The following is a 12,688-nucleotide window of genomic DNA, read 5'->3' on the forward strand; positions in this document are numbered from 1 at the left end:
CTGAGTTCCGATTTCCATAAATGGCTGATTCACGAAGAGTTTTGCGTCTGACATTTTTCGCAATTTTTACGGATAAATCCCTTTCACAAAAGAAGTTTGGAGGAATCTCCCACTTCCCGGGACTATCTCGGTAAGATGACCGCGAATAGGACTAGGAGGCATCCGCCGCCAACTTGTAAGATGGCCTGGATCATACCCACCAGGCGATGCCCTACCCCCCCATCATTGCCGATATAACCGATTGTCGAAACAAAATCGGTCGCTTCCTCGTCGTATAAGCAGAGGCGAATGGCAATCCCAGTCCGGCAGCCGTCGTAAATGGCGACTAGCCTTGAGATAAACCTTACCTAGTGCGAGTGTTCGAGGAATGACTCAAACCACTAACCCATACCAAACCTGGTTGGGTCTGAATGTAGCAGGACGACCTGATTGTTACACCCTTTTGGGGCTTCCGATGTACGAAGCCGACCAGGGGAAGATCATGGTTGCCGCTCAGAATGCGATGGCGCGCGCCTCCATTCCGATGGCGCCTGCCGACGAGCCACTTCGTCAGATGCTGGTTTCTGAGATCCAACTCGCCCAGAATTGCCTGCTCGATCCGACCCAGAAGCAGTCGTACGATCAGCAGTTGCACGCTTACTTTAGCAGCCAAAACACGCCTGCGGCCCCTGTCGCGACGCCGGTTCAAGCAAGTGCTCCTGTGCAAGCCGCGCCGGCTGCAGTCGCAGCACCCGCCTCGATGCCGATGGGATCGAAGCCATCTGATTCTTCCGGCGACATCAATTTGAAGTCGAAAAAGTCGTCGGCCGCTTCGAGCGCGAAGAACCGGGCTCGCAAATCGTCGTTCGCCCTTTATGCCGGTGGCGGCTCGATCTTGCTGTTGGCTGCCATTGCTGGGGGTGCCTATTACGCACTGAAAGAACCAACGCCGGAACCAGTCGCACAGCTCGACCCTGCTCCGGTCACCCCGGTGGAACAAGAGCCGGAACCGTCCGACGAAGAAACGGTAGATCCACGCGGCACCCGCAAACCGCCACGCCCTCCGAAGGGTGATCGCCCGACTTCGCAGGACCTGGCGAACTCGATCCCAGGCCTCGGCAACCCGGAAGAAACCATGGCGGGCATGCCGGAGATGAGTGCCAAGCCACCGGAACCAAAGGTGACTCCGCAAGACGAAGCCGCCCTGAAAACGGCCCTGATGAACGCTTGGACCGGCATCGCGTCGCGCGACTTCGCGAAGGCATCGATCGCCCTCGACGAAGTTCGTAAGACTCCGAAAACTCCGGCGGGAACCGCCGATTTCGAACGCGTCGATCAGTTCGTCCAAGACCTGATGGCTTACACGCGTGCCCTTAACGAAGGGACCTCCGGACTTCGCGAAAACGAAGAGCTGACGGTCGGCAGCACCAGCTTTACCGTGACCACGCTCGACGGTAATCGCGTCGTGATCCGCTACGCCGGTCATAACCGCGGCTACGATCGTAACGAACTGCCGGAAGGCTTTTTGCGGGCAATCGCTAAAAGCCGCTTGAAGGGTGACGACGCCCAGAAGAAGCGGATCGAAGCTTCGCACCTGCTTCTCTCGCCGAAGGCTGACATCGAATATGTCCGCAACTTGTGGATGCAATCGGGTGCCGACGGCGGTGCCTTAACTGCCTTGGAAGCCGAGAAGAAGAAATACATGCCCGGCGAAATGGTGGCTACGGCTCCGAAGCCAGATATGTCGACCGAAATGACGTCGACGCCCAATGATGAACCGACAATGCCGGCAGCCGCAGACCCACCGATGGAAATGGCGGGTGGCGACATCGCTTCCGCCGAAATGCTGACCAACCTGATGAATGAGGCCCGAACGCAGCTTGTCGAACGCAATCCTGCCGCGGCCGCGCAAGCGATCGCCCAGGCCGAGCCTCTGGCAACAATCCCGGCCCACCAAAAGAAGGTGGCTCAGCTGAAGCAACTAGTCGACCTCAATCAGAAGTTCTGGCAGGCCGTTTCCGGTCGTCTGGCGAAGTTGCCTCCGGACGAAGATCTCGACGTGAATGGAAAGATCGTTCGCGTGGTCGAATCGGACGCCAACCGCCTGGTGATTCGCGTCGATGGCGAGAACAAACGCTATACGCTCAGTGACTTGCCAGCCGGTCTGGCTAAATTTCTGGCGGAGACCGAACTGCCAACCTCCGCCGATTCCAAGAAGATTGTCGGTGCCTTCCTCCTGGTGACTCCGGAAGGTGGCGCCGAGAAGGCCCGCGAAACCTGGGCCACCGCATTTCTGTCAGACGAAGAGATGGATGCCCTGATCGGGGCAATGGGAACGCCGTTGAACCTGGCGAATGATCTGATTAAACAGGTCCCGGTTCCTCCGGAATCGGAAATCGCGGCGCCGGCAGCCAAGTTCCTCGAGAAATGGAGCGCCCAGATCCAGTCGGCGATGCGACTCGACGACCATGCCAAGGTCGGCCGCGACATGGCAGCAGATGCCAAGAGCCTGCCCAACGGCTCACCGGGGCAGTTCGCTGGCTTCCGCTATGCCTTGGCAGAAACAGCCCGAGGGGGTGACTTCGAAGCTTGCAATGAAATCATCACCGATTGGTCGGTTCGATTTGCCATCGAACCGGGCGAATGGCACCTCAAAGCGATGCAGCTAGCAGCAACTTCGAGCACGTCGTCGAAGGTGCATGCAGCTATCGCCCAGCACGCCATCGATCAGGTGCCGCAGTTCAAAGCTGCCGGCCAAGGTCAGGTCGCCTCTCAAATGGTGAAACTTGCCGAAGAATCGGCCTCGAAGTCGCGCGACAAAGCGATTGTCGACGCCGTTAAGCAGCTTGGCGCATCCCAGTAACGGGGAGTGCGCAACTTTGACGATTTTCTAGAGTTTTCTGCTCTGGCAATTTGAAGCACCGGATCGCGGGATTCCGATTATTCCAATGAATAGTGTGATCGTTTGTCGGCTAACTCTTGTCACAAACGACCGCCGATGAATCCCACCAGAGGATGAGTTACCCGCCATCCTTCATTGTCTTGGCCACGGATCGGCAGAGACAGACTCGAGAGACGGGAAGGACGCCCCGAATGCCAGCTGCCAGAAAACTGACCTCCCAATTGGCGGTCGTGACCATCGGTCTCACGGTGATTGCTGCGCTATGGTTCTGGGGTATCGCTCCGACGCCAGTCGCGGCGATCCCGCATGTGATCTCGCAGCCACATCCTTACGATCCCGACTGGCCCGAGATCTATCTGATCTTGTCGCAGAAATGTTCTGGCTGTCACCGTCCTGATTCCAAACGCGTCGATCTTTCTTCCTACGAAGCCTTGCTAGCAGGCAAGGCGGGCAAAGATCCGCTGATCGTACCTGGCGATCCCGATAAGTCGGCGTTGTTTCTGTACGTCGAATGGGACGAGCACGCCAAGCCATTGTCCGGCGTTTCGCGCACGCCCGAGATGCCACCGAACAAGCTGGAATGGCTTTCGCCTGGTCAGCTCGAAACGATGAAGCGTTGGATTACCAATGGCGCCCTCGAATACTGCCTGCCCGAGAACTGCAACATCGCACCGCTGACCGAGATGGAATTTCCATCGGCCAAGCAGTGCCAGGCCTGCCATCCGAAGCAGTACGACGAATGGTCGCGTTCGATGCATGCCTATGCCCAGCACAGCCCGGTGTTCGAGGCCTTCAACCTGACGTTGATGGAACGGACCAACGGCACCCAGGGAACCTTCTGCACCCGTTGCCATACACCGGTCGGCACCGCCCTGGGCGAGAACGGCAACCGCCGTAACATTCATCGCTCGCGTATCTCGATGGAAGGGGTGACCTGTGTCACCTGCCACCGCCGTAACGCCAAACATTACAAGTCGAGCGGTCGCGTCGGGATCGAGCCTGGCAAGATGCTCGATACTTGCATGTACGGTCCATTCGACGACGCTTCGGCCAGCCAGGCGATGGGGGCTCACCCTTCGGCCGGCCAAGAGTATTTGAAGTCGTCGCAGTTCTGTGGTGAGTGCCACGACGTGACCAATCCGCAAGGCGTGCGTCTAGAAGAAGCTTTCAGCGAATGGCAGAACAGCCCCGCCGCCAAGCAAGGCATCACCTGTCAGCAGTGCCATATGGGACCAGTGCAAGGCGTCCCCTTCAAAGATTGCGAACGTCCGCTAGGGCGAGCCGCCGTCGTGCCCGGCGTGCCGGAAGATCAGCTCCCACTCCGTCGGTTGAGTGATCATACCTTCGCCGGACCCGACTACTCGCTGCTGCCCGATACCGAGTTTCCTCAACGGTTAGACTGGATGTACGAAGTCGACTACCGCGACTTCGATTCACTCACGCCCTACCAGAAAGAAACGCTAACCGAACTGCGAAAGCAGAATCGTTATCACCTGCGACTGGCGGCTGAGAAGCGGTACGAAGTCCTCTCGCAAGCAGCAGACCTGCATGTTCAAGCACCCGAGGTAGCTCGACCAGGTCAGAAGGTCCAAGTCAATGTCGAAGTCGAAAGCTTAATGTCGGGGCATAGCTTCCCAACCGGCTTCACCGCCGAACGGCAGGCCTGGGTCTCGACGATTGTTCGCGATCAGCAAGGCCGTGTTGTCTTCAAGTCTGGTGACTTGGACGAGAATGGCGACCTCCGCGACGACCACAGCCATGCCGTCCTCGCCGGTCAGGTACCTTACGATCAGTACCTGCTCAACTTCCAGAACAAGTTCGTCGCTTTGACCTCCGAAGGAACCGACCGTACCGTCATCTTGTCGGTCAACCGGAACCTGTCGCCGCTCAGCTTCGTGCGACCTGCGACAGGCGTTTCGGCCTCGTTCGGTCGGCCCGAAACCTTCCGAATCGCCAAGGGAAGTCTCGCGCCTCTCTCGAAACAACGTCAGAGCTATCCAGTTCGCTTGCCGAACGAGCCTGGCACCTACCACGTGACGGTTCGTTTGAACTTCCGTCATCTTCCCCCAACGCTGTTGGATCGAATCGGTACGCCACACCTGAAGCATCTGCTTGAGGTCGTCGTGCTACGAGAATGGTGCGGCACCATTGAGGTCGCTCCATGACGCAGACCTTAATGACGAAACTCCGACGAGCCATGGCTTCGGCATGGTGTGCGTTGGTGTTTGCCTGCGTCTCGCCGTTGTCGGCCGACGAAGGCATCTTCGCCCCACCACCACTGCCAGGGCAGACCGATCCTCCACCGCAGTTGCCCGTCGACAAGCATCAGCTGGTCAAGTTTGGTCGCCCGAACCCTACCGGTGTTTTGCCGCCACCGCTCGAGACGCTACAAAAGTCGTTCGACGAACCGGTCCTGCTTCCGCCAACGAAGTCCGACTTCGGCGATCAAAACCGACCTTGGAAAGATGAGCCACTTCCGCCACTGGATGAAGAACTGTGGCAACATGGCGGTTCGTATATCTACACGGCGGAAGGAGATCGTCTGGGCTGGCCGGACGACGATGCCCACGCCCAAGATTCGCTGCTGCGACTTCCAGAAGATTACGTCGATCCAGAACCGCTGACCCTCTTCGCCCAGTTCGAAGGGGAAGAGCCGATCAAGAATTCGATCTTCCATTGGTTCGGACCAGGCGCCTACGACTGGGAGCCCCGCTTTGTCGGCTACGGAGCCTACCAGGCCAGCGCGATTGCCTACAAGCAAGGTAACACGCGGAGTGACGGACTGGGGCATCAGTTGCTGCTGGAACTTGACCTGCGTCTTACCGGGACGGAACGTTTCCATGTGCAGTTTCGCCCATTGGGTGAAGGGAACACGGGCGGTTCGTATTACCGCTTCAGTGATCCGGCCGGCTACATCGACAACAGCACCGGCGTACCTCAACGATTTTGGTTCGAAGGCGAACTGCACAGCATCTTCTCAGGCTTCCTCGATCCGTTCGCCGTTCGCGACGTGCACATGGTCGCGGGTAAGTTCCCGTTTCAGTTGCACAACCAACTGCTGATGAATGACGAGATCCTCGGTCTCGCGGTCAACAAGAACACGATCTTCCTGGGCAACACCAGCAACATCAACGTGCAAGGGATTTACGCTGCCAGCGACGTCGACAACGTGGCAGATGCCAACAGCGCGATGTACGGCACCAACATCAGTATCGACTACAAGCGAGTCTTCTACGAAGCCTCGTACTTGTATGTCAACACGCCCGACGCCCCCGGCCGCGACCAGCACTTCGCCGCGATCAGCCGCACGCAGTTTCATGGCAAGTTCAACTATGCCGGCCGCGCACTGTTCAAGTTCGGCGACGAAGCAGGCACCGGCAGTGGCGAATTGTTTGTGCTGGAAACGAACTACACGCATCACATGCCGGCCCATCCACTCGGCATCGAGTTCGGCGTTGCCTATTGCAACTTGTTCTATTCCTCGGCAGGATGGAACTCAGCCGCCGGGGGCAACTTCAATCGCCTTCGCTCGGCATTCGATGTCAATCCGCTGGTAGCCATCTCGTCGGGCACTCAGTTGGGCGAGACCTATGGCGCTTCGCTCGGGATGCAGTTCTTCCGCCATCATGAAGACGAGTCGATCGCCCCGGAAATCGCCTTCCAAAGCCCTAACGGCGACCTGGTTTATGGCCTGGGCCTGCGATATCAACGCAAGACCGGCAAACGTACCTTCTTAGAAGTGCTGGGCCTGTGGAACATTTCCGACAACGAAGCCCTCCGCCGCGACGGTGTCTTCGTCTCGGAAACGATCCTCTTCTAAACGCCCCACATCTGGCACCGGGTTCGAATAGCCCGTTGGTTAATATTTCCGGGCAGCGCTTCCTTGCCGATCTGCATGGTTTACAATCGGGCGAACTGATCTGACGTTCTCCCCTTCCGGAATTGAGCCTGGTTATGACGCGTACACCTTGGCTATCGCTGGCTGGAATCTTCCTGGCCACGTTTACTTCGACCTTGCCGGCAGCCAATGTCGAGCAGCTCACGCAGACCATCAACGGCATCGGCGCCAACGCCGACGGTTACCCAGCGGCAGTCGACGCTGTCGAGTCCCTCAGCAAACTACCCGCCGACACGATTCCTCAAATCCTGGAAGCGGTCGACGACCGAAAGCCAGTCGCGGCAAATTGGCTGCGAGGTGCGGTCGAAGCGATCGCCGATCAGGGTCGTCGGTCAGGCAAGCCGATTGCCAACGAAACGCTGATCGCCTTCATCAACGATACCGAGCACTCGGCCAAAGCGCGCACCATCGCTTACTCGCTGCTGAAAGATCAAGACGAAGCCGCGGCGACCGATTTGATTCCGACTTTCGAGAACGATGCTTCGCTTGAACTCCGCCTACTGGCCGTTCAGAAGCTGATCGATGATGCCGCCGCTAAGGTCGAGGCCGATCAGAAGGAAGCCGCGATCGCGACCTATCGCCAGGCTTTGACCGCGACCCGCAACGCGTCCCAGGCCACCGCCATTTCCGATTCCCTGAAGAAGCTGGACGTCGAGGTCGACACGACCGAGCACTTTGGCTTTCTCAAGTCTTGGCACGTGATGGCGGCGTTTGAGTTCGACAAAGGCAACGGTTTCGACACCGCTTATCCACCCGAAGAAGCGATCGACCTGGAAGCGACTTACCCTGGCAAGCTGGTCGAAGAAATACCAGGTCCGGCCAAGTGGCTGCCGCTGGAAGTCCCCGCTGGCGAGAAGCGGGTCGATTTCAATAAAGCCTTTGCACCGGTCAAAGAAGTCGTTGGCTACGCGGTCACTACGTTCGATAGCCCAACCGAGCAACAGGTCGAACTTCGCTGGGGTTCCCCGAACGCAACCAAGGTTTGGGTAAATGGCAAGTTGATCGCCTCGAACAAGGTGTATCATGCTGGCGACAACTTCGATCAATACATGGCCCCGGCCACGCTGAAGGCTGGCGAGAACACCATTCTGGTGAAGCTCGTTCAGAACGAGCAAACGCAGTCGTGGACCAACGTCTGGCAGTTTGATCTGCGTGTCTGCGATTCGCTCGGCACCGCCATCCGCGACGCCAAACCATAAACCAATCTCACGCGAAAGAATGAACGATGCGTACCCTGCTCTGCCTGCTTTGCCTTGGCCTGGTTACCACTGCCGCGCGTGCTGACTGGAAACAATTTCGCGGTGACGATACCACCGGCGCGGTTGATAAGTGCCCGGTTCCTGATAAGTGGTCGGTCGATGGCGAGAACATTGCCTGGTCGGTCGAACTTCCTGGTCGAGGTCCTTCGAGCCCGATCATTGTGGGCAACAAAGTCATTCTGACGACGGCCGATGGCGCCGATCTGCAGCGACTGCATGTGCTGTGCTATTCGACCACCGACGGAAAGCTGCTCTGGCATCGCAACTTCTGGGCAACGGGTCGTACGTTCTGCCATCCGCAAACCACGCCTGCCGCCCCCACGCCGGTCAGCGACGGCAAGTCGGTCTATGCCTTCTTCGGTTCGAGCGACCTGGTCTGCCTTGATCTCGACGGCAACTTGAAGTGGTATCGCGGTCTGGGGCACGAGCATCCCAAGGCAGGCAACGATGTCGGGATGGCGAGCTCGCCGATCGTAGTCGATGGAACGGTGATCGTTCAGATCGAAAACCAGGGCGATTCGTTCGCCGCTGGGATCAACGCCGAGAATGGTCAGACCCGTTGGTTTCTTCCGCGAGCTGAACGAGCCAACTGGGCTTCTCCCATTTCGCTAAGCGTTGCCCAGCCCGATGGTCAGCATGTGGCGCTGCTGCAAAGTGGCGACGGCATCACGGCCGTGTCAGCGAAAGAAGGGGAAGTGCTGTGGGAACTGGGGGGTGGTGCGTCGACGATCTCGACTTCGCTGACCACCGACAATCGAGCTTTCATCGTGTCGAACGGCCTGACGGTTCTCGACATCGAAGATCCGAGTCAGAAGCCAGAGATCGTCTGGGAAGCCAACAAGCTAAACCCATCCTCGATGAGCCCGATTCTGCACAACGGCAAGGTCTATACGATCAACGGCGCTGGCGTGCTGAACTGCGGCGACGCGGCCACCGGCGATCTGGAATGGGCCGTGCGTCTGAAAGGGAAGTTCTGGGCCACGCCCGTGATCGTGGGCGACAAGATGTATGCCTTCAATTTCGACGGTCTCGGCATGGTGATCGATCTTTCAGGGAAGAAGGCTCAAATCGTCGAGGAAATCGACATGGGCGAGAACATTCAAGCGACGCCTGCCTTGGGCTCTGACGGCATGTATGTCAAAGGAGAACACCACCTGTGGAAGATCGCCTCCAAGCAGTAAAATGGGGTATCCCATCCATGATCCCTCGTGCTTGAAGTTGCCCTGTGGTAAGCGAAATTGAAATCACGCCGTGCGGTCCGATCTTCGGATCGATCCGCCCTCCTGGTTCGAAAAGCCTGACCAACCGTGCCTTGATCATCGCCGCATTGGCTCAAGGGCGTTCGCTGCTGACCGGGGCGCTCGCCAGTGAAGATACCGAGGTAATGATTGAAAGCTTGCGAGCCATCGGCGTCGCGATCGATGTCGACGAGATCAACCACACGCTACGCGTCGAAGGCAACGGAGGGCAATTCCAAGGCGAGAACACCGAGATGTTCATCGCCAACTCTGGCACCTCGATGCGATTTCTCACGGCGCTGGCAACTCTCGGCCAAGGCACGTTTCGCCTGGATGGCATCAAGCGAATGCGCGAGCGGCCCATTGGCGACTTGATCAAGGCTCTGCAGCAACTCGGCGCCGACATTCAAACCGAAAGCGACAACGGTTGCCCGCCGGTATTGGTTCGCGCGAAAGGCCTGCCAGGCGGCAAGGCGACCATCGCCGGGAACATCAGCAGCCAATACCTCAGCGGCCTGCTGATGGCGGCACCGTATGCCCGAAGCGAAGTTCAACTGGAAGTCGACGGCGAACTGGTATCGCAGCCTTACGTCCGCATGACGACCCAGATCATGCGTGACTTTGGCGTCACCGTCGAAGAGAACGACTGTCGCCGCTTCGTGATCGCTGGCCAGCAGCAGTACCAGGCCCGTCCATATGCGATCGAGCCTGACGCTTCGGCGGCGAGCTACTTCTGGGGCGCGGCCGCAGTCAGCGGCGGCAAGGTATGCGTCGAAGGGCTCACCAAGGATGCCCTGCAAGGGGATGTTGGTTTCGTCGAAGCGCTGCGGCAAATGGGCTGTGAAGTCGAATATGGTAAGGACTCGATCACCGTGACCGGCGGCAAGCTGAAGGGGATCGATATCGACATGGGCGAGATCAGCGACACGGTTCAAACCTTGGCCGCGGTTGCTCTGTTTGCCGAAGGCCCAACCCGGGTGACCGGCGTGGCCCATAACCGCCACAAAGAAACCGACCGCATCGGCGACCTGGCCTGTGAACTTCGAAAGTTGGGTGCCGCGGTCGAAGAGTTGGAAGACGGCATGGTGATCACACCGGGGACGCTTCAGCCCGCTCGCATCGAAACGTACAACGACCACCGCATGGCAATGAGCCTCGCGTTGGTGGGCCTGCGTCAGCCAGGAGTCGTCATTACGAATCCGGCATGCACCAGCAAGACCTACCCACTCTTCTTTGAAGACCTGGCCGCGATCTGCCAGGGAGATTAGGCAACGCTTCCCCCATTGCCGGGGCGAAGCCGCAACAAGAAATGAGAAAAGCCGCCTCAACAGGCGGCTGTTTTCGTTCTGGTCGATCCCCGGGTCAATGGAATAAGCCATTGCCGAGGGACCTCGCCGATTTAATTGGTTCCGAACGTCGCCGGGAAGTGCGACGTGGGCATCCCTTTGCCTAAGTAGGCATCGGCCCGATGAAGAGCATCTTCGATCGGATTCACCATCGGAGCGGCCAGAATCGTCGGGTCTTGGGAAGTGAACTTGGCGCCGCAATGTTGGCAGGAAACCTCGAGTCCTAAGTACTCGACCTTCACCTGCAACTTGCGACCGCAAGTCGGACAAGGCTGGACGAAGTAAGTGATTTTGCACACAACGGCATCTCCTACTACCGCGACCAAGAGATAAGCATCACCAGGTGACGACAACCCGGCAACGTTCCCGCAGTATAAGAAATGGGCCTAAGAAATCAACCGAAATCCGCGACGAATGCATATCAATACCACGTTATGGGTATCGCTAGGGGAATTAATACCAACTTACCCGTTTAATACGATTTCCTGCTTGCACCCCTGATTAGTACGGTAAATCGAATCGATATCGCGGGAATTTGCGGTAATGCCGCGATCTGCGGATAAACACACCCCCATGCTAAGTTTTGTCCTATCTTTAAGTTGTAAGGACTACTTTTTTTGCCATTTCAGGCGATTACCCCCTGCCTAATTTGTGCAACCGGACTCTGGAACACTTATGCGACCGTCCCCTCGCTACTGCCTGGTACTGACTTGCTTAATGATGCTGACCGGTGTGGTCGCAAGCGTTTCGCCGGTGCGTGCAGATACTCCTTCGCCTGATTTCAGCACGTTGGAGAAGCTCGTCCAGCAATATTTCCTGCATGCGAGAACGCGGTCGACGCCGATCCTGCTCACCCAAAGCAAGGTGCATGACCTGCTGGAAGAGTTGCGCGGAATGCGAATCTACATTCCGGGACGCGGACAGATTGTCCGGAGCTTTCCGCACGATAAAGAATTCTTCGCTCGGTTCGTGCTCAGCGAGCTCAGCCAGGAACCTGCCCGTAGCTATCCCGAAGATCCAACGTTTCTGCTTCAGCGTATCGATGCGATGTGCTCTTCGTACGATACGATCCGGCATCTCAATCGTATTGCCGGACGAGGCGAAGCGTTCTCGGAAGACTGGACGGGAACCGACGCGATGTTCCCGCAGATCGATGATGCCGCCCTGGAAGATATCTTGAACGATCTAGGCGTGCGAAGCGCCGCCGACGCCCAACCGCGACGGCGGAACTACACCATCGATCACTTGCTGGAAGTGCTCAAAACGGCCTACGAGCCAGAGACGCCGCCAGCCACGAAGACCGTCTCACTTGACGCGCTCGGCCGATAGAATCTGCACTGGCTGACGAGGCAGATTGGCGAAACCATCGTTGGTTTCTACTTCGACCTGCGAGATCGCGTCGGCCACTTCCATTCCATCGATCACTTCGCCGAAGACGCAATAGCCGTAGCTACTCGAATCGTCGTTGCCGATATGATCGAATGCTTCGTTGTCAGCACAGTTGATAAAGAACTGACACGTCGAGCTATGAATGAAGTTCGGATCGCGCGACATGGCGATCGTGCCTCGCTTGTTCTTCAGCCCATTGGTTGCTTCGTTCTGGATTTCGCTCCGCACGTCACGCGGGCTCATATTCGAGTCGAACAGCCCTCCCAACACCATGCGGTCGGCATGGACGTAGTGGAAGATGGTTCCGTCGTAATGCTTGGTGGCGACGTAATTGGTCAGAAAGTTATCGACTGTCGCCGGAGCTTTCTTGGCATCCAAACGCAGACGAATCTTACCCATCGTGGTGGTCAGCACCACCTCCGGAAATTCTTCGCCACGGAAGTCCGACTGCTGAAGTTCGGAAATTGACATTTCCGTCGTCATTGTTGGTGCGTCACCGCTCAGCGCGTTGGCACCAGGATCACCAATACTTGCTGCCGGGGGAGTCGCGGCGTCGGAACCACCACAACCGGTAATCAACAGAATAAAGCCGAAAGCCAACCCAAGCTGGGTTGCCCAAGATAAGTGCGGGGATTTCATCAAGCACGCCTCCTTGCGCTGCGCCTGAATTTGGATCG

9 protein-coding genes are annotated in these 12,688 nt (G+C 57.7%); 7 read left to right on the forward strand and 2 right to left on the reverse strand.

Annotated features, from left to right (window positions below; all coding sequences use genetic code 11):
* The first annotated feature begins 454 nt into the window (after positions 1-454).
* The 6 genes from AB1L30_RS24080 to aroA all read left to right on the forward strand — a co-directional run bounded on the left by AB1L30_RS24080 (position 455) and on the right by aroA (position 10,544).
* Entirely contained in the window at positions 455-2,842 is a 2,388-nt protein-coding gene (locus AB1L30_RS24080) for a hypothetical protein (protein ID WP_367016776.1), read from the forward strand.
* 230 nt (positions 2,843-3,072) lie between these two features.
* Positions 3,073-5,046 carry a multiheme c-type cytochrome gene (locus AB1L30_RS24085; RefSeq protein WP_367016778.1) on the forward strand — a complete coding sequence of 658 codons (1,974 nt, stop codon included), beginning with the start codon at positions 3,073-3,075 and terminating at the stop codon, positions 5,044-5,046.
* 11 nt (positions 5,047-5,057) lie between these two features.
* Positions 5,058-6,701 (forward strand): hypothetical protein, encoded by a 1,644-nt coding sequence (locus tag AB1L30_RS24090; protein WP_367016780.1) that lies wholly within the window; start codon positions 5,058-5,060, stop codon positions 6,699-6,701.
* Positions 6,702-6,835: 134 nt separating this feature from the next.
* Positions 6,836-7,978: a hypothetical protein gene (locus AB1L30_RS24095; RefSeq protein ID WP_367016782.1), complete on the forward strand. Its 1,143-nt coding sequence runs from the start codon at positions 6,836-6,838 to the stop codon at positions 7,976-7,978.
* Between the two features lie 26 nt (positions 7,979-8,004).
* A complete protein-coding gene (locus AB1L30_RS24100) occupies positions 8,005-9,219 on the forward strand; it encodes a PQQ-binding-like beta-propeller repeat protein (RefSeq protein WP_367016784.1) in 1,215 nt (404 codons plus the stop codon).
* A gap of 44 nt (positions 9,220-9,263) precedes the next feature.
* The gene (gene aroA / locus AB1L30_RS24105) at positions 9,264-10,544 is read left to right on the forward strand and encodes a 3-phosphoshikimate 1-carboxyvinyltransferase (protein WP_367016786.1); all 1,281 of its coding nucleotides are present in this window, start codon (positions 9,264-9,266) and stop codon (positions 10,542-10,544) included.
* A gap of 131 nt (positions 10,545-10,675) precedes the next feature.
* Here aroA and AB1L30_RS24110 read toward each other — a convergent pair whose 3' ends face one another.
* The gene (locus AB1L30_RS24110; protein WP_367016788.1) at positions 10,676-10,921 is read right to left on the reverse strand and encodes a hypothetical protein; all 246 of its coding nucleotides are present in this window, start codon (positions 10,919-10,921) and stop codon (positions 10,676-10,678) included.
* Between the two features lie 376 nt (positions 10,922-11,297).
* On the opposite strand from AB1L30_RS24110, the gene AB1L30_RS24115 reads away from it, so the two are divergent.
* Complete coding sequence (locus AB1L30_RS24115; protein ID WP_367016790.1) at positions 11,298-11,951, forward strand: hypothetical protein; 654 nt, start codon at positions 11,298-11,300, stop codon at positions 11,949-11,951.
* Here the strand turns inward: AB1L30_RS24115 and AB1L30_RS24120 are convergent.
* On the reverse strand, positions 11,928-12,650 hold the full coding sequence (locus AB1L30_RS24120) for a peptidylprolyl isomerase (RefSeq protein ID WP_367016791.1): 723 nt from the start codon (positions 12,648-12,650) through the stop codon (positions 11,928-11,930). The two genes, AB1L30_RS24115 and AB1L30_RS24120, sit on opposite strands and share 24 nt — an antisense overlap.
* Positions 12,651-12,688: the final 38 nt, after the last annotated feature.

This window comes from Bremerella sp. JC817 (genome assembly GCF_040718835.1).
Lineage (GTDB): Bacteria > Planctomycetota > Planctomycetia > Pirellulales > Pirellulaceae > Bremerella.

Excerpts from the sequence above, each read along its gene's own strand:
- AB1L30_RS24100 (WP_367016784.1), top strand. The coding sequence starts at position 8,005 with ATGCGTACCCTGCTCTGCCTGCTTTGCCTTGGCCTGGTTACCACTGCC.
- AB1L30_RS24080 (WP_367016776.1), top strand. The coding sequence starts at position 455 with ATGTACGAAGCCGACCAGGGGAAGATCATGGTTGCCGCTCAGAATGCG.
- AB1L30_RS24095 (WP_367016782.1), top strand. The coding sequence starts at position 6,836 with ATGACGCGTACACCTTGGCTATCGCTGGCTGGAATCTTCCTGGCCACG.
- AB1L30_RS24120 (WP_367016791.1), bottom strand. The coding sequence starts at position 12,650 with ATGAAATCCCCGCACTTATCTTGGGCAACCCAGCTTGGGTTGGCTTTC.
- AB1L30_RS24085 (WP_367016778.1), top strand. The coding sequence starts at position 3,073 with ATGCCAGCTGCCAGAAAACTGACCTCCCAATTGGCGGTCGTGACCATC.
- AB1L30_RS24115 (WP_367016790.1), top strand. The coding sequence starts at position 11,298 with ATGCGACCGTCCCCTCGCTACTGCCTGGTACTGACTTGCTTAATGATG.
- AB1L30_RS24090 (WP_367016780.1), top strand. The coding sequence starts at position 5,058 with ATGACGAAACTCCGACGAGCCATGGCTTCGGCATGGTGTGCGTTGGTG.